Consider the following 21180-nt stretch of genomic DNA (forward strand, 5'->3'; position numbering starts at 1 on the left):
CTTTATTATGCCTTCAGACTTATTATGCCGTTCTCCGCCTTCAGATCTTCATCTTCCAGCAATTCGCGGATGCATTGAGAGATAATTTCTTTATCTGCTTCTATTTGTGAGGCAATATCGGCAGGTGTCAGAGGTTGCTTGCGAAGCAATTCTTTAATTTCTTCTTTTATTTGTTGGGAGGAAAGCCCGGGAGTCTCGGCACGGTGGCTGAGGCAGACATCGCATATTCCGCAGTTATGCTCATTCTTCTCTCCGAAATAGCGTAGAAGCATACGGCTGCGGCAAACGGTTTCGGTCGTTACATAATCTACCATTGCCTGAATGCGGGCTTCATAACGCTCCTTACGCTCCTCGTATATGCTGCGGGAGATTTGCAGATGTTGCCTGTCTACGCGTTCGCGTGTGTATATGATATAAGGTGTCTTTTTATGTGGAATATAGTCGATGACACGCATCTTGGATAGACGTATCAGCAAGTCGTACACCCGTTGTCGCGTTAATCCGCTACGTACCGCAAGTGAATTCTCGTTGATAAAGGTGTAATCCGTGAATACTCCGGTGTAAGAGCGCAGAACGATTTGAATAAGTTTGTCCATATCCTCTCCCAGTTCGCGTAATTTATACAGTTCATCACGGCGGACGGTGAAGTAAAGACGGGAGGCATTGTCCTGTTCGTCGGTATATTCCAGATATCCTGCTTGCGTCAGAATCTTCAATGCACTGTCGGCAGGTACAGGGAAGTATTTGAACTTCCGGCAAAAGTCTTCCAGATTGAACTCTCTGACACATCCCAAACCGTCTCCCATTGCCATCTGATAATAATATTGCAGATGTTCGTATACCTGTTTGATGTAGTCTTTCTCCGGAAAGGTGTCCGGGATACGTTTATGAAGGGTGACTTTGTCCGATTTGGCATAGAGTATTACGGCATACGCTTTGTTGCCGTCACGTCCTGCACGTCCTGCTTCCTGGAAATAAGCTTCGGGAGAGTCCGGCAAATCGAGGTGGATTACGATACGTACATCGGGTTTGTCGATACCCATGCCGAAAGCATTGGTGGCAACCATTACACGACTTTCTCCTGTCTGCCAGCGATGCTGACGTATATCCTTGGTGGCATCATCCAGACCGGCATGGTAGAAGTCGGCGGTAATCTCTTCGTTAATTAAAAGTTCGGTGATTTCTTTGGTTCGCCGACGATTGCGTACGTAAATAATGGCACTACCCGGCATACGGCGTAGGATGTGAAGAAGTTCTCCGGTCTTATTTTCTGTTTTGCGGACTATGTAGGCAAGGTTCTTTCGTTCAAAACTCATGCGAAAAACATTTTCCTGCCGGAAGCACAGCCGCGCCTGGATGTCCTTCACGACTTCCGGAGTAGCGGTTGCAGTCAGTGCCAGCACAGGGACACCGGGTAGGAGATCACGTATTTCGGCTATCTTCAGATAGGCAGGACGGAAATCATATCCCCATTGTGAAATGCAATGGCTTTCGTCAACGGTTATCATGCTAACGTTCATTTTCCGTAGCTTGGTGCGGAAGATTTCCGTATCCAACCGTTCGGGCGATATATACAGGAATTTATAATTGCCGAAAATACAGTTTTCCAGCGTGACGATAATCTCTTGCCTGGACATTCCGGAGTAGATGGCAAGTGCTTTGATTCCTCTTTTTTTCAGGTTCTGTACTTGGTCTTTCATCAGAGAAATCAGAGGAGTAATAACTATGCAAAGCCCCTCTTTGGCAAGTGCAGGCACCTGGAATGTGATGGACTTTCCGCCGCCCGTAGGCATCAGCCCTAGGGTGTCTTTGCCTTCGCCAATGCTATTGATGATGTCTTCCTGTATGCCCCGGAAGTTATCATATCCCCAGTACTCTTTGAGAAGTTGAGAGTTGAGAATGGAGAGTTGAGAGTTAGGCTGCGCAGTCATAGGGTGTGGTATTATGGGAAGTTGAGAGTTGAAGGTGGAAAGTGAGTAGTCAAACCGTATGGTAACTCTCAACTCTCCATTCTCAACTCTCAACTTCTCAAACTAATTAGGTTGAATATCCTCTATCTGCAACTGTACCTCGCCCCGTTTATGGGTATTCTCTTCAATGGTGTAGCAGATATCAAACGAACGCTTGGTTTTGATGAAACGTACATGCGAACTTTGTCCGAAGGCGATGCCGTTCATTACATTATTCGATTTGTTGTCTACCAGTTCCAGCTTGATATGCTCCTGATCACGCCCCACTACTTTACTGGTACCGTAATCATAGACATTATGCGTACAGAATATCGGTTTCGGATTATCCGGACCATAAGGATTGAATTTCTTCAGGTCATTAAAGAATTTCGGAGAAATATCCCTGAAATCTATCTCTGCATCGATATTTATGACCGCACTTGTCTGTTCCGGTAGGATGTTCTGTGAAACGAATTCCTCGAAGCGTTCGGTAAAGGCGGGAACATTCTCCACTTTCATCGAAAGACCGGCTGCATAGGTATGGCCACCGAAATTTTCCAGCAGATCACGACAATATTCAATCGCCTTATACACGTCAAAACCAGATACGGAACGGGCGGAACCTGTTGCCATATCATCCGTACGGGTCAGTACTACCGCGGGGCGATAATAAATCTCCGTCAGGCGGGAGGCAACGATACCGATAACACCTTTGTGCCAATCCTCGTTGTATAACACGATGGAGCGGCGGTCTGCCAGTCCTTCCAGGTCAGCTACAATCTGGTTGGCTTCCTCGGTCATGGTCTTATCGAGGTCTTTCCGGGTTTCATTGTATTGATTGATTTGATTGGCTTTTTCCAAAGCCATGGAGAAATCTTTCTCTGTCAGCAGGTCGACAGCTTCTTTTCCGTTTTGGATACGTCCGGAGGCATTGATGCGTGGGCCTATCTTGAACACGATGTCGCTGACGGTAATATCCTTTTCCGTCAGTCCGCATACGTCGATGATCGCTTTCAAGCCTACACTGGGATTACTGTTCAATTGCTTCAATCCATGGAAAGCAAGTATCCGGTTTTCTCCCATGATGGGAACAATGTCCGAGGCGATGCTTACGGCAACCAAGTCGAGCAGTGGAATGAGGTGATGGAACTCAATGCCATTGCTGATGGCAAATGCCTGCATAAATTTAAAGCCTACGCCGCAACCGGAAAGGTGCTCGTAAGGATACGTATTATCTAAACGCTTGGCGTTCAGGATGGCGGCGGCAGGTGGAAGTACATCGTCGGGCACATGATGGTCGCAGATGATGAAGTCAATGCCTTTTTCTTTGGCATAGGTGATCTCCTCTACAGCTTTGATGCCGCAATCCAGTACGATAATCAATCCTACACCGGTTTCCGCGGCATAGTCTACCCCTTTGGTAGATACCCCGTAGCCTTCGTTGTAGCGGTCGGGGATGTAATAGTCAATGTTCGAATAGAACTGTTGAATAAACTTGTAGACCAATGCCACTGCAGTAGTACCGTCTACATCATAGTCACCATAAATCAGAATACGCTCTTTCTTTCCCATTGCCTTATTAAGGCGTTCCACGGCCACATCCATGTCTTTCATCAGGAATGGGTCGTGCAAGTCGGGCAATTGCGGGCGGAAAAACTTCTTGGCATCCTGTGCCTTCGTTATTCCCCGCTGCACCAATAATCCGCTAAGAATCGGGCTAATCCCTAATTCTTGGGCCAACTTTTGGCTTGTCTCTACCTGTTCGGGTGTAATGGGTTGATAATTCCATTTGTGAGTCATTTTATATATTGTTTTTTCCTTTTTTCAGTCTCGTGGTTGGAACAGGTTTCGTTTCTCTCGGGAAAAGCCTATATTTTTCCAACAAGGCGTAAAAGTACGAAAAAGTATGGAAATAGAGGACGATTATGCGGAAAAACTTTGCGCAAAACTTTTTCATACGAATATGAAAGTTCTGCATTCGATTTGCATTATCTTTGTTTCCCAAAAAACTTTGAACGTGATATGTTGACATTCATCTCTTGTGCCAAAACGATGACGGCACGTATATCTGTAGGAGTCCCTGAAATAACCGTTCCGTATTTTCAGGCGGAAGCAGTACAGAATGCCTTGGATATGGGGCAATTTTCAGCTGCTGACCTGGAACGTCTGCTACGTATAAATTCCAAGATTGCCGCTGAGAATTATCTGCGCTATCAGGATTTCTTTTCGGAGGCAAATTCTGCAATGCCCGCTATCTGTGCCTATACCGGTGCGGTGTTCAAACGTATAATGCCGAAAGATTTTTCCGAAGATGATTTTCGTTACGCTCAGGAACACATGCGTATCACTTCCTTTCTGTACGGACTGCTTCGTCCGCTGGACGGGATAAAGCCTTATCGTATGGAAGGAGATGTACGCCTGCCCGAAAGGGGAGGGATGACTATGTTTGATTACTGGAAACCTTTGCTGACGGATTATTTTATAGCGGATATCAAACGTCAGGGTGGCATACTCGTTAATCTTGCCAGTGGTGAGATGAGAGATCTGTTCGACTGGAAACGAGTAGAAGAAGAAGTCCGTGTCATTACTCCCGAATTCCAGGTATGGAAAGGCGGGCAGCTAAAGACAATTGTGATATATGCCAAGATGTGCCGCGGGGAAATGCTACGCTATATTATTAAAAATCGCATTGAAAATCCCGAAGACTTGAGAGCTTTTACGTGGGAGGGCTTCGCTTACGATGAAGGGCGCAGTACGGATGAGCACTTGCAATTTACGCTGGTGTGATCAGCGGAGGTGGCTATGATTGCAAAAGCTCCATGTATTCTTCGTAGCTGATATATCTTCCTCCCATTGATTTCAGATGGGGAGTTTCGAACTGGCAGTCTATCAGTACGCCGCCATGCTCTCCGAAGAATTGTGCCAAGTGGATGAGGGCTAACTTGGATGCACTGGGAACCAGTGAAAACATACTTTCACCGAAAAAGCATCGCCCCAAGGTGACTCCATAGAGTCCGCCTACTAACTGTTCCCCTTCCCATATTTCCACGCTGGCGGCAAAGCCCTGTTCATGCAGAAGTGTGTAAGCCTCTATCATCTCCGGACCGAGCCAGGCGCCTTCCATATCCATCCTCAGTTCTCCGCACTTACGGATGACTTCATCGAAAGCCTGATTGATAGTGACATCGTACTTCCCTTTGTTTATGAGCGTTCGCATGGAGTGGGAGATATGGATTTCGTCGGGGAAAATGACGAAGCGTTCCAGCGGGCACCACCATTGTATCATTCCCTCCTGAAAAGTGTACCAGGGGAATATCCCGTTAGAGTAAGCCAGGATGAGGCGGTCGGTCGACAGGTCACCGCCTACTGCCAACAATCCGTCCGGATCACCGTAGTGCGGATCGGGAAATGTAATTTCGTCAGTTAGTGCAAAGACCATAGTATCACTTTGTTGAGAGTTGTAGGACTAACTGATCTTTGTCTACCTGTATGCAAGTTTTACCGCCGGATTTTAAGGAACCGAATAAGATTTCGCGCATCAGGAGTGGTTTCAGATGCGAAGCTATCACACGGTCCATTTCGCGGGCGCCATATTCGGGTAGGAATCCACGTTGCAATAACCAGTTGCGGGCTTCCGGGCTCAGTCCCATCTCTATCTGGCGTGAGGCAAGCTTGCTGCTCAGTTCCCCAAGCTTCTTGTCGAGGATAAGTGAGGCCATTTTCCGACTCATATCGTGGAAAACGACAGTAGCGGACAGACGGTTGATAAACTCCGGCTTGAAGGTCTTCTTGACCTGTTTCAACATGGCTTCCCCGGCTGTAATCTGACTGCTGAATCCAATAGATGCCTGACGGGCAAATTGTGCACCGGCATTTGAAGTCATGATAAGTACAACGTGGCGGCAGTCGGCTTTTCGTCCCTTATTATCCGTAAGAACAGCATAGTCCATTACTTGTAGCAGGATGTTGAATACATCGGGATGGGCTTTCTCTATTTCATCAAGCAGCAGTACGCAGTTGGGAGTTTTGCGGATGGCGTCGGTTAATAAACCACCGTCTTCATAACCTACATATCCGGCGGGTGAACCGATTAATTTGGCTACGGTATGCTTCTCGGTATATTCGCTCATATCGAAACGTTGCAAGGAAATACCCAGTTCGGAGGCCAGCACTTTGGCTACTTCGGTTTTACCTACTCCGGTAGGACCGACGAAGAGCAGGCTTGCCAGCGGTTTGTTTTCATCCAGCAGTCCGGCTTTGGACATTTGTACGGCTTCCACTACTTGACGCACTGCCTCTTCCTGACCGTAAATTTTGGCACTGATACGTGCATGCAAAGTTTCCAGTGAGGTGGTATCTTCTTCTTTCATGGCGAGTGCATCTACTTTACAGATACGGGCGAGTACATCGGTTATCAATGTCTTGTCCACAATTTGCTCTCCGGAAGGTATAGGGTGAATTTCGCGGTAAGCTCCTGCTTCATCCACCAAGTCGATAGCCTTGTCGGGCAGAAAGCGGTCGCTGATATAGCGGACACTTGCTTTGACGGCGTAAGGGATTACATCAGGTTGATAGGTTACTCCATGAAATTCTTCATATTTTTCTTTCAGTCCTTCTACAATATGGATGGTTTCCTCAATGCTCGGTTCATGTATATCTATTTGTTGGAAGCGGCGCACCAACCCCTTGCTGCGGGCAAAGTAACGGTTGTATTCCTCGTAAGTAGTAGAACCGATGAAACGGATGTCTCCGCTTTCCAGATAAGGTTTCAGCATATTGGATGCATCCATGGAGCCGTCTCCTGTACGTCCGGCACCTATCAGATTGTGTATCTCGTCGATATAGATGATGGCACGTCCTTCATTGCGGACACCTTCCATAATGGTTTTCAGGCGTTTTTCAAAGTCACCCCGGTATTGCGTACCTGCCAGTAGAGTACCTAAATCCAGTTCATAGATACGGCAGTCGAGGAGTCGTTCGGGGACCTCACGTGCTTCGATGCGGGCAGCGAGTCCGTAAGCGAGGGAGGTTTTGCCAACGCCCGGTTCGCCTACATGCAGCGGATTGTTTTTCTCTTTGCGACAGAGCACCTGGATGGTTCGTTCCAGTTCAGCTTCCCGTCCGATGAGTGGATTGTGGTCTTGCAGACAGTCATTCAGACAAGTTACAAAGTTTCGCCAGGGCTCACTTTTTTCCTGTGGAGAGGTTTGCAGATTGTCTTCTTCCTCCACTTCTTCATATCGGGAGATGAGTTGGCTGATAAATTCGGGTAGATCTTCTTCAAGAGCTTCTTTCAGGATATGGCATGCCCAGGAGTCCTTGAGCTGGAGCATGCTTTGCACTAAATGGGGGACGTTCAATGCTTCAGCACTTGAATAGTCTATCATCAGATAGGCATGTTGTATCAGTTCGTTGAGCTGGGTTGAAACTTCCAGTTCATAATCCATGTCTGCGGGAACGCTTTCCAGTTCTTCCGTGAAATAATTCTCTAAAGAGAAAGCAAGTTCCTGGGTATCACAGAAACACATATTTAAAGCATTGGCAAAGGGACTCTGTTCCAGAAATGCACTCAGCAAATGCTCAGGTGTGATAAATTCATGGCGATAAGATATCGCTTTTTTTTGTGCATAGGTGAATGCGCTGTTCACATGCACTGTATTTTGTATATCCATAATCTTCTCCTAATTCTTATTCTTCTTCCGGCGCAACGGTGAGCCGGAGTGGAAAATTCTCTTCGCGTGCCATACGGGTGGCTTTCTGTACTTTCGATTGTGCAATGTCGTATGTATAGATGCCTACCACTGCTGATTGACTCTTGTGTACCTGTAGCATCAGCGTTTCTGCTTCTGCTGCCGATTTAAAGAATATGGTAGTAAGTATCTTGACGACAAACTCCATCGTGGTGAAGTCATCGTTAAAGATGATCACCTTGAAGTGCTGTGGTTCGCGTAGATCTGTACGTTCCTTTTCTTTGAAAGATGATTGTTGCTGTTCCATAATGGGGGCAAATTTATGAAAAAAGAGGCAGATTAAGGCTGTATACGAGTATTAAACTTACTGTAGCAATATGTTCGATTATTGCCTGTGTATTCGTATCTGTATAGGACTAAATTAAATATTACTGATGAGATTTTTATAGTTTGTTGATAATCGATTGATAACATTTACCAGTTGTTTACTTCAAGGTGTAAAAGCATTTACTGCCGCATGTAACGGTCTTTACCCCTTATTGTAACGCCATTTACCTCGGTATGTAACGACCTTTACCTTGGTGTGTAAATGGAGTTACCGTGTGGGGTTAACTCTATGGTTATACAAAGTGAATGATTTAATGACTTTTTAATCAAAAGTGTCTCACTTGATGATTTTTTTGTTTTGATATTTGATTTACGATTTTTACATATATTAAAAATGGTATTTGCATGATTCCTATTGCCCAGATAATGAAGCAAACTGTAGTAAATGCGAATACTATTTGCTGGATTATATGAATATCGAAAGTCTGAATTCTAAGAAAACCGGAAAGGGGAATTAGAATGATTGGAAGCACGAAGCATAGCATACTCCATTTCCAACAGAAACTGAACAATTTTCTATGGATTTCATAATTTCTTCCAAGATCCGTCCATGCGGCTGCAATGGCAATTGTACCAAATATGTTAGTCAGATAAAGGCCGATTCCTGCACATTCAAGATAATTTCCACAGTCTGCTACTCTTGCCCAAAAGAGATAGCTGAAACATGTTGGAAGCAGACATGAGTAACATGTAAAAAGGGGAATCTTTTTTATGAGTTGAATAAATATGTTGATGAAGATAAAGAAGAGAATAACATAGAGCACTATTCGGTAATAGTCGAAAATTGAACCTACCGGCGGGAATGTGTTAGTCATTATTCCTGTATCACTCACTGTTTGTACAGGCATATTGATAAGACTGAATTCTCCTCTTAAAAACTCTTGTGGTGATGTGATGTTTAGCCAAGGCAGTAGGCAACTGATAAATAAAATAGCAGAGCAACCAGCTTGCAGCAGTGTGGGAAAGGAAAGTTTTTGTTTTTTCATAATATTAGTCGCTTTTATGTCATATGCAGTATGCGTACAACAAAACTATACAATATATTTGTGTTATCCAAATTAATGATTTGTATGGGATTGACTAATAGTGTTTTATTAGAAAACAGGAGCTTGTCGCTATGTATAAGAAATCCCCTTCACATGCAGCCCTTATGTATAAAGGAATGGTGCAGTAGAAGGGGACTTCTTGTATTCTATTTTTTTATTTTTTCTTTCTTAAATCCCTTCCTTCATATTTACAGATTGCCCGAATCCATTCTTCCTCCAGAGGTTTAGATTCATGCTTTTCAAGATTGAAAGCTACCATAATGGAGGTGCATATGCACTTGATCTCCTGTGTTTCCGTATCAATCACCCGCTGTGCGAGATGAAAACTTTTGGTGCCGATTTCAGTAACGGCTGTTTGTACAGCGATATGATCCGAACCATAAATCTGTGCAAGGAAGTTCGCTTCTATATGTACGACGACAATGCCGTCTTTCTCCCAATCGACGTCCGGGCATACGGAAGCAAAGTACTCGGTTTTTCCCAAATCATAGAAAGAGAAATAAACCGTATTATTCACGTGGCCGAATTTATCGACATCATTAAATCGTAGTTGTATGGGCAGGGTGTGGTTAAATTGAATTTCTTCCATTGTTTTCTCTTAAACTTTTCTATTAATCCGTGCAAAAATACTACTTTTGCGTGTTAATCACTGTATTTATACACCAAGAAATGATAGAAGATATTAAAAAAGCCTGTCAAGTGATGAACGAAGGCGGAGTCATTCTGTACCCCACCGACACCATTTGGGGCATAGGTTGTGACGCTACCAACGAAGAAGCTGTGCGGCGAGTGTATCAGATAAAACAGCGTTCGGACAGTAAAGCGATGCTTGTGTTAGTCGATTCTCCTGTAAAGGTGGACTTCTATGTGCAGGATGTGCCGGAAGTAGCCTGGGATTTGATTGAGGTGGCAGACAAACCGCTGACAATCATTTATTCCGGTGCACGAAACCTGGCATCCAATCTGATTGCCGAAGATGGCAGTGTAGGTATCCGGGTGACGAATGAAGAATTCTCAAAACATCTCTGTCAACAGTTTCGTAAGGCGATTGTTTCTACGTCAGCTAATATCAGCGGGCAACCTTCACCGGCAAATTATAGTGAGATCACAGAAGAACTTAAGTCCATGGTCGACTATGTGGTAGGCTATCGACAGGAAGAAATGGGACATCCGAAACCATCCAGCATTATAAAACTGGATAAAGGTGGCGTTATAAAAATTATTCGGGAATAAGATAACGGGCTATAAGCTATTGTTGGTCTTATCTCTATAAGTTCACTTATGCTCTGAGCTTGTCGAAGAATTTTCTCTCTTATTAAATAGATATGAGAGTAAATTCTTTATTTCGTTTAGAATGGTAAATATAGGTATATGGAAAAAGAGAAGAGAAGTTTGTTTCAGCGTTTCCTTTTATGGCGTGAAAAGAATATAAAGGAAAAACAGTTTATCCTGATACTCAGTTTTCTGGTAGGTATCTTTACGGCTATTACGGCTTTGATACTGAAGATGTTGATACACTGGATACAGAATTTTCTGACGAATAATTTCAATACGACGGAGGCTAACTACCTTTATTTAGTCTATCCGGTAGTGGGAATATTTCTGGCAGGCTTGTTTGTGCGCTATGTTGTGAAGGATGACATCAGTCATGGAGTTACAAAAATCCTTTATGCCATTTCCCGTCGGCAAGGACGGATTAAGCGGCACAATACATGGTCGTCTGTGATTGCCAGTTCCATAACCATTGGTTTTGGTGGTTCGGTAGGAGCCGAGGCACCTATTGTACTGACAGGCTCTGCTATTGGTTCCAATCTGGGAAGTGTCTTCAAAATGGAGCACCGTACTTTGATGCTTTTGGTGGGTTGTGGGGCTGCCGGTGCCATTGCAGGTATTTTCAAGGCACCTATTGCAGGATTAGTGTTTACGCTGGAAGTGCTTATGATAGACCTGACTATGACCTCTCTGCTTCCGTTGCTGATTTCTGCGGTGACAGCTGCAACGGTTTCTTATATCACTACCGGAACGGAAGCAATGTTTAAATTTCATCTAGATCAGGCATTCGAGATGGAGCGCATTCCTTACGTTATCATGCTGGGTATTTTCTGCGGACTGGTTTCACTCTACTTTACCCGTGCCATGAATTCTGTAGAAGGCGTTTTCGGCAAACTGAAAGGCCCTTACCAGAAATTGGCTTTAGGTGGTATTATGCTGAGTATCCTGATATTTCTTTTTCCGCCGCTCTATGGTGAAGGTTACGACACTATTGAATTATTGCTGAACGGTACTTCCAATGCTGATTGGGATACAGTCATGAACAACTCATTCTTTTATGGACACGGTAATTTGCTACTGCTTTATCTGATGCTGATTATTTTGTTTAAGGTGTTTGCGTCCAGTGCCACAAACGGTGGTGGGGGTTGCGGTGGTATTTTTGCACCCTCTTTGTATCTGGGTTGTATTGCAGGCTTCGTCTTTGCCTTTTTCAGTAATAAGTTTGATTTCTCGTACTATTTACCCGAAAAGAATTTTGCCTTGATGGGTATGGCAGGGGTGATGAGTGGTGTCATGCATGCCCCGCTGACCGGAGTCTTCCTGATAGCCGAGCTGACGGGAGGATATGACCTTTTCCTGCCGCTGATGATTGTAGCTGCCAGTTCATATCTGACGATTATAGTTTTCGAACCTCATAGTATTTATTCCATGCGTTTGGCCAAAAAGGGAGAATTGCTAACCCATCATAAGGATAAAGCGGTACTTACCCTGATGAAAGTAGAGAATGTCGTGGAGAAAGATTTTGTTGTGGTTCATCCTGAAATGGATTTGGGTGAGTTGGTGAAGGCTATTTCGGCTTCACGGCGTAATATATTCCCTGTAACGGATAAGAGTGGGATATTGATTGGAATTGTCACCTTGGACGATATCCGGAATATCATGTTCAGGCAAGAACTATATCATCGTTTCACAGTAGGGAAACTGATGACGGCTATCCCCGCACGTCTGTATGATACGGATAGCATGGAGCAGGTGATGCGTACATTTGATGATACGAAAGCATGGAACCTTCCTGTAGTAGATGAAGAAGGACATTATTTGGGATTTGTCTCCAAGTCTAAGATATTCAACTCATACCGTCAGGTATTGGTACATTTCTCTGAAGATTAAAAAGTTTTTATATGATGAAGAAAGAAGATTTACGGATTGTTTACATGGGTACTCCGGATTTTGCAGTGGAGTCCTTGCGTTGTTTGGTAGAAGGCGGATATAATGTAGTAGGAGTCATCACCATGCCTGATAAACCGGCGGGTAGGGGACATAAACTTCAATTCTCTCCTGTGAAGCAATATGCACTGGAACAGAATCTTCCTTTATTGCAACCGGAAAAACTGAAAGATGAGGTTTTTGTCGAAGCTCTGCGTGAGTGGAAAGCCGATTTGCAGATAGTGGTTGCTTTCCGTATGCTGCCCGAGGTGGTGTGGAATATGCCGCGTTTGGGAACTTTCAATCTTCATGCTTCTCTTTTGCCCCAATACCGGGGAGCAGCTCCCATTAATTGGGCAGTTATCAATGGTGATACAGAAACGGGAATCACGACTTTTTTCCTGCGTCATGAGATTGATACAGGCGAAGTGATTCAGCAAGTGCGTATTCCTATCGCAGATACAGATAATGTAGGCATTGTACACGATAAGCTGATGATGCTTGGTGGAAAACTGGTAACTGAAACGGTGGATGCAATATTGAATGATGCTGTGAAACCTATTCCACAGGAAGAAATGGCGATTGTAGGCGAGTTGCGACCGGCACCGAAGATTTTTAAAGATACATGCCGCATCGATTGGAATCAACCAGTCAAACGTATTTATGATTTTATCCGTGGTTTGTCTCCTTATCCGACTGCTTGGTCAGAACTGGTTCAATCCGATGGAGAAGCGGTAGTTGTGAAGATATTTGAGACAAAAAAGATATTAAAGTCCCATGAATTAGCTCCCGGTACTTTGCTGACAGATGGCAAAACTTATATCCATGTGGCTGCGGCAGACGGCTTTATTGATATACATGCCTTGCAGCTTCCCGGCAAGAAGCGTCTGAAGACAGATGAACTTTTGCGTGGCTTCCGGTTGACCGAAGAGTTCAGAATGAAATAGTTACGAGCTACAAGTTACAAGCTACAAGTGCTATGCAGAGTGATAGCGTAGCAACTTGTAGCTTGTAGCTCGTAGCTCGTAACTTATTGCTTATATTTTTGTTCCTTTCCCAAAATTTTCCTTTCTTTGCACATTATTAACTACTAAACATTGAATGCCTATCGGAATACATTACGCTGAAATCTAAAAACACACGTAATGAAAAAGCAAACAAATGCTACTGACGAAACGTTGGTAGCCCTTTATGCACAAGGTAATAACGAGGCATTCGATATCCTGTTGAACCGTTATAAGGACCGTCTTTATGCGTATATCTATTACACGGTACGTAATGAAGAACTGGCGGAAGATATATTTCAGGAAACTTTCACAAAAGCTATTGTCACTATTCAGCAAGGGCGTTACAATGAAAATGGTAAATTTCCTGCTTGGTTGACCCGTATTGCTCATAATCTTATTATCGACTGTTTTCGTCAGGAAAAACAGGAGAATCTGGTGTCTTGCGATGAAGAAGAACGGAATTTACTGAACAATATCCGTTTGTCCGAAGGGACGGTTGAATCTGAAATCGTAAACCATCAGATCCTTTCAGATGTGCGTCGTTTAATAAAGCACTTGCCGGACGAACAACGTGAGGTCGTACATATGCGTTTTTATCAAGATCTCAGTTTCAAGGAGATAGCTGAGATGACGGGAGTCAGTATCAATACTTCTTTGGGGCGGATGCGTTATGCCATTTTAAACCTGAGACGGATGGCGGAAAAATATGGAATAGCCTTGACCGTAAACTAAAATATTTTATTCAATTTAACTCACGGATTTGCCCGGGCATAGTGGTTTTACATTATGCTCGGGCGGTTTGTCTACAAAACTCATATTTTTTATAGTTTCTCGTATACTATTTTTCTTTCTCTCACGTTCTTATCATATAAAGGAACTCCTATTTCATGACGGGTAGCCTGTGACTTCAGCTTTTAATTTTTAATTATCAATTTTTAATTCAATGAGCCTATGGATAAAAAAACTACTCCTTCCTTTTCTTCTTCATCCGTAAAACCGCGTACATCCGGTGGTACAATATCCGGTGAACGTCCGCAGCCTTCCGAGAAAACTTTGGATTTTCTTCGTAGTCTGGCCCGCAATTACCGGATTGTATCTCAGCTTCCGCAAGGCTTGCAGGGGATAATATTAGGATGAATGAAATCTTTTATCTACATTTGTACGTTATATCTATATATAATCTGTAAAATGTAGTGTATTATGAAACCAATCATAGCTCCTTCAATCTTGTCCGCAGATTTCGCTTATCTGGCAAAGGACCTGGAAATGCTGAACCGCAGTGAAGCCGACTGGGTACATATTGATGTTATGGACGGTGTGTTCGTTCCCAATATATCTTTCGGCTTTCCCGTATTGAAGTACGTGGCAAAGATTTCAAAGAAGCCTTTGGATGTACATCTGATGATAGTACAACCCGAGAAATTCATTCATGAAGTGAAAGCGTTGGGGGCACACACCATGAACGTGCATTTCGAAGCATGTCCGCACCTGCACCGGGTAGTGCAACAAATACGTGAAGCCGGTATGCAACCTGCTGTGACGCTGAATCCTGCTACTCCTGTAGCTATGCTGAAAGATATTATCCAGGATGTATATATGGTGCTGCTGATGAGTGTAAATCCCGGCTTTGGCGGACAGCAATTCATAGAACATACCATTGAGAAAGTACGTGAATTGCGTGCTCTGATAGATAGTACCGGTTCAAAAGCGCTGATCGAGGTGGATGGCGGTGTGAACCTGGAAACAGGTGCCCGTCTGGTGGCTGCCGGTGCTGATGCACTGGTTGCAGGAAATGCGGTCTTTGCCGCTCCTGATCCCGAAGGGATGATACATTCGTTAAAAGAACTCTAACTTTACATTCAGTTGATAAACAACACCCTGCAACGGCATCCTTTCTTACGACTTTTGATGCCGTTGACAGGTGGTATTATATGCGGAGATGCATACTTCTTCCATCAGCGTGCAGAGCTTTCCTTAAATATTCCCGAAGAGACGTCTTATTTGTTTTCCACGTTTTCTCCTGTATGGATTTGTTTGGCAGGTTTCCTTTTACTCTTTTTCGCTTATTTTCTTTCCGGTAAATATCGAATTCATTGGTTGTATGGTCTTTCTGTATTTCTTTGTTGCTTCGGTTTAGGTGCCGGCATATCAGGGGAGCGTTTGCATCGTGTGGTTTTTCCTTTTTCAGGTGATGCAGCGGTCTACCAGGCAGTTATCAGTGAACAACCGGAAATGAAGGAAAAAAGTCTTTTATGTCGGGTTCAGTTAGAAGGGAGAGTGGAAAAAGGGGCTGTGCAGAGAAGTGATCGTGAGCATACTTTCTTATTCTATTTCCCGAAAGATTCTACTACTGCTTCATTGAGCCGGGGAGATAGATTGTGGGTGCGCACCCGACTTACTCCCCCGGTTAATAATGGCAATCCTGATGAATTCGATTATATACGTTATCTTGTCCGTAAAGGTGGTACTGGTACGGCTTATATCCCTGCCGGACATTGGCGGATAGTGGGGCATGATGCTTCTCGTACTCTCCGTCAGATAGTTTCGGATTATCAGGAAAAAATGTTGGGAATCTATCGTCATTTAGGCTTTCAGGGAGATAATCTGGCTGTACTTTCCGCTCTCACGGTTGGCGACAAAGAAAACCTGAGTGAAGACATCCGGGAGACTTATTCAATAACAGGTGCCAGTCATGTGCTGGCTCTTTCGGGGCTTCATATCGGTTTTTTGTATGCTTTACTCTTTTTTCTTTTGTCTCTTATTTGGAAGCGGTGGAGTTACTTTAAGCCTTTCGGGCTTTTTCTGATTATTCTTTTTTTATGGGGATTTGCCTTCCTAACGGGACTGTCTTCTTCTGTAGTACGTTCTGTTATCATGTTTTCTTTATTAGCGATATCCAGTCTGCAACCGGAGAAACCGTTAACACTGAATACTCTGGCTGCTACTGCTTTTCTGATGCTGCTTTATAATCCGCTTTGGCTGTTTGATGTCGGTTTTCAATTATCTTTTGTTGCAGTAGCTTCTATCTTACTCATTCAACCCAAACTTTATAATTTACTTTCCGTACGATATCGTATTCCTCGTTACATTTGGGGCCTGTTGACAGTTTCTATTGCTGCGCAAATTGGTACGGCTCCTTTGGTTATTCTTTATTTCTCCCGTTTCTCAACTCATTTTCTGCTAACGAACTTGTGGGTAATTCCTATGGTAACGTTGATTTTATATTCTGCTGTTTTTATGCTTATTCTGACTCCTTTCCCTTTTCTGCAGCAAGGATTTGCATCTGTTGTCAATATATTACTAAGTAGCCAGAATAATGTTCTACGCCGTATAGAACAATTTCCCATGTCTTCCATTGATGGACTCTGGACGGAATGTTGGGAAATAATGTTGTTTTATATTTTTCTTTTGTCTCTGTTCAGGAATTTTTCTGTTCGTACCTCCCGTAGTATCTATTTTTCTTTGTGTTGTTTGCTTCTTCTTACTACTTATCATACAGTTTTGGTTAGTTCGCCTGTACCTCAGTGCTGTATTGCCTTTTATAACGTGCGTAACTGTCCTGCTGTCCATTGCCTTGCCGCTAATGGGAAGTCCTGGTTGGCCTGTGCCGATAGCTTGCCGGATGTATCCCGTTTGTATCGTGCGCTTTCTCCGAACTGGAATCATCAGCGTCTTTCCACTCCCGAAGTATTGACCGGTGATTATGCTACCTCCGGTTTGGCTTTCCATAACCATATTGTTTCTTATGCCGGCAAGCGAATTTGTTTGCTTCACGATGCCCGCTGGCGGAATAAAATTTCGAGTCATCCTTTAACTATTGATTATCTGTATATTTCTAAAGGTTATAAAGGACGCATCGAAGAACTAACTACCTTGTTCCGTATTCGGACTGTTATTCTGGATACTTCCCTTTCTGATTATCACAGTGACATTCTTAGAGAGGATTGCTCCCGTTTGGCTATTCCTTGTATTTCTTTGAAAGAGAGGGGAGCGCTTTGTATTCCTCTGTAACCATACGCACACTATTTGCTACGCTGCTACCATCAGCACTACGAAAACTGAGATAAGCTATCAGTTCATCATCTTGCCATTCATCAGGAATCATTAGTTCGGCAGTTCCGTCCTGGCGAAAATCGGCTTCGGTGTCATAGACAGCCATTCCTTTGTCTTTGTTGTACGCCAGAACCATAGCTATGTCTGTGTCTTCTGCATTGCCCGTGCCGCTATTATCCTTCCAGTTAAAAACATTTTTTCTTTTCCTTTATTTAGAATCACCTTCTTCAGCATATAGGACATAGCGGCGTTATACGCTGATTTTTCTCCTGTGAATTCTTTATAACCGATACGTATGAAAGGTTTGATTATTCTCAAAAAACTGAATGCCATAGCAAATTTTCCTCGTTGTTCTTGCTGCTTTGGGGTACGAGGGTTGCTGACTTTGGCAGCATGTGCACGTATATAATAGTTTGATTTCCAGTGAACACCTACTATTGTTCCTACTTTTCCGGAGACACCTCCGAGGATGTCTTTTTTGATACTTCCCATAATGTTTTCTCTTTAAATTATTGTTTTTGTTTAGGGTGTGAAAGTATGGAAAAGAAGCACTTTTGTCATCATGCCGGTTATTTTTGCGTTTAATTGCAGCGTTTTGCTTAGTTATTCTGAATTTACCGGAAGATTTATTTTTCCGGTATATCATTTATCCCTCTCTATACTTAAGACATACCAGCTCCATATTAAGACCGTTTTTTCTCCATGTAGAGGTACCTCTGAGTGGGAAATGTATGGAGCAAGTATATCTCGGATATTGTTCATACTATAGAATTTCATTCACATTTCTCATCTGAAAATATAAGTTGTAAGAAAATAAATGATATTTTTACAGGTATTATTACGACAAAAGAATTTATGAATACTAAGAATACTACATTTATTGGAAGCCGTTGGTTTTATGCCATCTGTTTTATCGGACTGTTTATTGTTGAAACGCTAATAGCTCTTTTTGTCCGCGATGCCTTTATACGTCCCTATATGGGTGATGTATTGGTAGTGATACTGATATACTGTTTTGCGCGTATATTTATCACTGAACCTTTGCGCGGACTACCGTTATGGATATTCCTGTTTGCTTGTTGCATTGAAGCGTTCCAGTACTTTCAGATTATTACTGTGTTGGGATTACAAGATTGTACGTTAGCAAAGGTCGTATTAGGTACGTCATTTTCGTGGTGGGATATTGTTTGTTATGCAGTGGGGTGTGTGCCTCTGTTTTTTATAAAGAAGTAGTGCCCATTCCTTGTGAATCCCTATTTTAATTGGTCTTTTTAGTTCTTTAACGATAAAACTTAGTTATAAAACTAAAAATATTAGTTTATTTGCAGAGATGTTATAAATGTTGAATCTGAAAACACACTAAGAATTATGAGAAAAGGATGGTTATACGCCACAGGTCTGGTTTGTCTGATGGCTGCTTGTACCGGTACTCCGCAATCCTCTGCAGATGGATTATGCTCGATTGATGTGGCAGGTGCTATGGAAAAGCCTGCCGAGTTGAAACTTTCGGAATTGGGAAGCGATGTGCGTTATGTTTTGTTGGAAACCACTGATTCATGCCTGATAGGTGGGAATCCGAATATTCTGTTGCTGGATAAACAGATTGCGGTTGTCTCAGGAAAAAACTGTTTCTTGTTTGATAAGGAAACAGGCAAGTTCTTAACTAAGGTTGGTCATGTGGGAGAAGATCCGGAAGCATATTCAGGACCGGCACCTACGTATAATGATGTGGACGGACTGCTTTACTTTATGCGTCGCCCTGCTACTTTGCAAAAATATGATATGCAGGGAAAGTATCGCGGTAAACTGACTATTCCTACCCCTCCGGCCTCACCGGGAGATTTTTGTTTTACAGATTCATTGGTGATCGGACATTATAATAATCTGGCTATGGGATACAATGCCCGTTCATTATTGTTTTTCAACGAAGCGGGCGAACAGGTAGATACGGTTCCCAGTCTATTTCCGGTATTGCCGGAAAAGGGCGTGCAGGATATTGCCAGCATCAGTGTGATCAAGCAAGGCAATGCGGCTATTGTTTTGAGTAACTTTAAAGATGGGGAAAATTCGGCAAGTATTACAGGTATTCCTTTCTTATGGAAGAGTGATGGAGAAGTACGGTTTAAAGAGAGTTTTAACGATACGATCTATACTGTGGAGAGGAATGGTCTGGTTCCTTATATTGCATTCGCTACCGGTAAATGGCATTGGGGAGCAGAGGCGCGTACCGATTCTAAAGATAACGAAAATCGCTTGTTGGTAGGCTGTATCTTTGAAACAAAAGACAATGTCTTCTTCCAGTGTATTCAGGGACTATATTCAGATCCCAAGACATTCAATGGCATTTATGACCGGAAAGCAAAGACCACCCGTATGTATGCCGAAGCAGATGGCATAACGGATGACTTGAACGGATTTATGGCTTTTCGTCCTAAAGCATGTAGTATGAAGGGAGAATATGGAATGATTATAGACTCCGGAACTGTACTGGAATGGCTGGAAGAAAATCCCGAAGCTGCGGAAAATGACAAGCTCTCAGTATTGAAAGAATTGACGGATGATTCTAATCCGATAGTAGCTATTACAGTACCCAAATAAAAAATGGCATGTATTCTTGTCCACCCCTTTTGGGGTGGACAAAAATGTATTTCTTTGATAATTAGAGAAATAATGCTTTAAAAGCAATCTGTTTTTGTCCACATATCTATAATGACTTATAATCGAAAAACGACTAATTTTGCATACATTAAGTGTAAACGGAAAAACTAATATCGAATGATAAAGACACAGAACTATCGGCTTTTGCTCTGCCTGGCACTATTTGTACTGGCAGCATGCTCCGGTGCAAAAAAAGAAGAAGCTGCTGACGAAGGAGTGGCAACCGTGCTACCGGATGAGAAAAATGAAGTGACCGTGATGACCTTAAAACGGCAAACCTTCAACCATGAACTGGTAAGCAACGGTAAGGTAGTAGCTGGAGGAATGGCAGATTTGCGTTTTGAAAGTTCGGGGATCGTGGCACAGATTTATGTGAAAAACGGTGACCGGGTACATAAAGGACAAAAACTGGCGGAACTGGATAAATTCCGTTTGAAGAATAAGACCGCCCAAACCAAGGATGCTTTGGAGAAAGCGAAATTAGAATTGCAGGATGTATTGATCGGTCAGGGTTATGCGGCAGATGATACAGCCAAGGTGCCCGACGATATTATGCAGTTGGCAAGAGTGAAGAGCGGTTATGATCAAACCCTTTCCCAATATGAACTGGCTAAATATGAAGAAGAGCATGCTACGTTGGTTGCTCCTTTCGATGGAGTGGTGGCCAATCTCTTTTCTAAGCCATACAATGCAGCAAACACTTCCGATACTTTCTGTTCCATTATCGGCACACAGGGCATGGAGGCGGATTTTACTGTATTGGAGAGTGAACTTCCCCTTATTAAGAGTGGAGATAAAGTCGTTGTGACTCCTTATGCCGATCCTGCTGCAAAATATGAGGGGCGTATTTCAGAAATCAATCCCCTGGTGGACGACAAGGGTATGGTAAAGGTGAAAGCCGTTGTCAGCGGACAGGGCAAACTGTTTAATGGCATGAATATTCGGGTGAATGTGCACCGTTCGCTTGGCGAACAGTTGGTCATTCCTAAGAGTTCCGTGGTGCTGCGTTCCGGTAAGCAAGTGGTCTTCACGTTGAAAGATAATAAAGCCAAATGGAATTACGTACAGACAGTATTGGAGAATTCAGAGAATTATACCATTGTGGAGGATGAAGTGCATGAAGGAGACGTGGTGATTGTGACGGGTAATGTAAACCTGGCTCATGAGGCACCGGTGATAATTAAAAATTAAT

General features: G+C 43.3%; 18 protein-coding genes and 1 pseudogene. 11 read left to right on the forward strand and 8 right to left on the reverse strand.

The genetic code is table 11. The annotated features are described in order from the left end of the window. Positions 1 to 5 precede the first annotated feature (5 nt). Complete coding sequence (locus BACINT_RS00660) at positions 6 to 1931, reverse strand: RecQ family ATP-dependent DNA helicase (protein WP_007659762.1); 1926 nt, start codon at positions 1929 to 1931, stop codon at positions 6 to 8. Positions 1932 to 2033: 102 nt separating this feature from the next. Continuing rightward, a complete protein-coding gene (gene recJ, locus BACINT_RS00665) occupies positions 2034 to 3749 on the reverse strand; it encodes a single-stranded-DNA-specific exonuclease RecJ (RefSeq protein ID WP_007659763.1) in 1716 nt (571 codons plus the stop codon). 222 nt (positions 3750 to 3971) lie between these two features. On the opposite strand from recJ, the gene yaaA reads away from it, so the two are divergent. Further along, the gene (gene yaaA, locus BACINT_RS00670; RefSeq protein WP_044154563.1) at positions 3972 to 4736 is read left to right on the forward strand and encodes a peroxide stress protein YaaA; all 765 of its coding nucleotides are present in this window, start codon (positions 3972 to 3974) and stop codon (positions 4734 to 4736) included. A 13-nt stretch (positions 4737 to 4749) separates the two neighbouring features. Here the strand turns inward: yaaA and aat are convergent, their stop codons facing one another. The 5 genes from aat to BACINT_RS00695 all read right to left on the reverse strand — a co-directional run bounded on the left by aat (position 4750) and on the right by BACINT_RS00695 (position 9661). Beyond that, positions 4750 to 5388 carry a leucyl/phenylalanyl-tRNA--protein transferase gene (gene aat, locus BACINT_RS00675; RefSeq protein WP_007218822.1) on the reverse strand — a complete coding sequence of 213 codons (639 nt, stop codon included), beginning with the start codon at positions 5386 to 5388 and terminating at the stop codon, positions 4750 to 4752. Positions 5389 to 5392: 4 nt separating this feature from the next. Continuing rightward, positions 5393 to 7621, reverse strand: a complete 2229-nt coding sequence (locus BACINT_RS00680) for an AAA family ATPase (protein ID WP_007659765.1) — start codon at positions 7619 to 7621, stop codon at positions 5393 to 5395. Between the two features lie 16 nt (positions 7622 to 7637). After that, positions 7638 to 7946 carry an ATP-dependent Clp protease adaptor ClpS gene (locus tag BACINT_RS00685; protein ID WP_007659766.1) on the reverse strand — a complete coding sequence of 103 codons (309 nt, stop codon included), beginning with the start codon at positions 7944 to 7946 and terminating at the stop codon, positions 7638 to 7640. Positions 7947 to 8292: 346 nt separating this feature from the next. Beyond that, positions 8293 to 9012 (reverse strand): hypothetical protein, encoded by a 720-nt coding sequence (locus tag BACINT_RS00690; protein WP_007659767.1) that lies wholly within the window; start codon positions 9010 to 9012, stop codon positions 8293 to 8295. 214 nt (positions 9013 to 9226) lie between these two features. Continuing rightward, positions 9227 to 9661 carry an acyl-CoA thioesterase gene (locus BACINT_RS00695; protein WP_007659768.1) on the reverse strand — a complete coding sequence of 145 codons (435 nt, stop codon included), beginning with the start codon at positions 9659 to 9661 and terminating at the stop codon, positions 9227 to 9229. Between the two features lie 80 nt (positions 9662 to 9741). Here BACINT_RS00695 and BACINT_RS00700 point away from each other — a divergent pair, with 80 nt between their 5' ends. The 7 genes from BACINT_RS00700 to BACINT_RS00730 all read left to right on the forward strand — a co-directional run bounded on the left by BACINT_RS00700 (position 9742) and on the right by BACINT_RS00730 (position 17288). Beyond that, complete coding sequence (locus tag BACINT_RS00700) at positions 9742 to 10305, forward strand: L-threonylcarbamoyladenylate synthase (protein WP_007659770.1); 564 nt, start codon at positions 9742 to 9744, stop codon at positions 10303 to 10305. A gap of 138 nt (positions 10306 to 10443) precedes the next feature. Continuing rightward, positions 10444 to 12234: a chloride channel protein gene (locus BACINT_RS00705; RefSeq protein ID WP_007659771.1), complete on the forward strand. Its 1791-nt coding sequence runs from the start codon at positions 10444 to 10446 to the stop codon at positions 12232 to 12234. A gap of 11 nt (positions 12235 to 12245) precedes the next feature. Next, a complete protein-coding gene (gene fmt / locus BACINT_RS00710) occupies positions 12246 to 13217 on the forward strand; it encodes a methionyl-tRNA formyltransferase (RefSeq protein ID WP_007659773.1) in 972 nt (323 codons plus the stop codon). A gap of 198 nt (positions 13218 to 13415) precedes the next feature. Then, positions 13416 to 14009: an RNA polymerase sigma factor gene (locus BACINT_RS00715; protein ID WP_007659775.1), complete on the forward strand. Its 594-nt coding sequence runs from the start codon at positions 13416 to 13418 to the stop codon at positions 14007 to 14009. A gap of 219 nt (positions 14010 to 14228) precedes the next feature. Next, complete coding sequence (locus tag BACINT_RS00720; protein WP_007659777.1) at positions 14229 to 14414, forward strand: hypothetical protein; 186 nt, start codon at positions 14229 to 14231, stop codon at positions 14412 to 14414. A gap of 63 nt (positions 14415 to 14477) precedes the next feature. Beyond that, a complete protein-coding gene (rpe, locus tag BACINT_RS00725; RefSeq protein WP_007659779.1) occupies positions 14478 to 15128 on the forward strand; it encodes a ribulose-phosphate 3-epimerase in 651 nt (216 codons plus the stop codon). Between the two features lie 57 nt (positions 15129 to 15185). Then, the gene (locus tag BACINT_RS00730; RefSeq protein ID WP_007659786.1) at positions 15186 to 17288 is read left to right on the forward strand and encodes a ComEC/Rec2 family competence protein; all 2103 of its coding nucleotides are present in this window, start codon (positions 15186 to 15188) and stop codon (positions 17286 to 17288) included. 7 nt (positions 17289 to 17295) lie between these two features. Here BACINT_RS00730 and BACINT_RS24705 read toward each other — a convergent pair. Then, positions 17296 to 17822 (reverse strand): annotated as a pseudogene (locus BACINT_RS24705) (DUF6266 family protein); the annotation flags it as partial. A gap of 363 nt (positions 17823 to 18185) precedes the next feature. Between BACINT_RS24705 and BACINT_RS00740 the strand changes: the two are divergent. The 3 genes from BACINT_RS00740 to BACINT_RS00750 all read left to right on the forward strand — a co-directional run bounded on the left by BACINT_RS00740 (position 18186) and on the right by BACINT_RS00750 (position 21179). Further along, positions 18186 to 18563: a ribosomal maturation YjgA family protein gene (locus BACINT_RS00740; protein WP_021968326.1), complete on the forward strand. Its 378-nt coding sequence runs from the start codon at positions 18186 to 18188 to the stop codon at positions 18561 to 18563. A gap of 135 nt (positions 18564 to 18698) precedes the next feature. Further along, positions 18699 to 19928 (forward strand): DUF4934 domain-containing protein, encoded by a 1230-nt coding sequence (locus BACINT_RS00745; protein ID WP_007659789.1) that lies wholly within the window; start codon positions 18699 to 18701, stop codon positions 19926 to 19928. 177 nt (positions 19929 to 20105) lie between these two features. Beyond that, positions 20106 to 21179, forward strand: coding sequence for an efflux RND transporter periplasmic adaptor subunit (locus BACINT_RS00750; protein WP_007659790.1), 1074 nt, complete (start codon positions 20106 to 20108; stop codon positions 21177 to 21179). The last annotated feature ends 1 nt before the right edge of the window (position 21180 follow it).

The organism is Bacteroides intestinalis DSM 17393 (genome assembly GCF_000172175.1).
GTDB classification, from domain to species: Bacteria; Bacteroidota; Bacteroidia; order Bacteroidales; family Bacteroidaceae; genus Bacteroides; species Bacteroides intestinalis.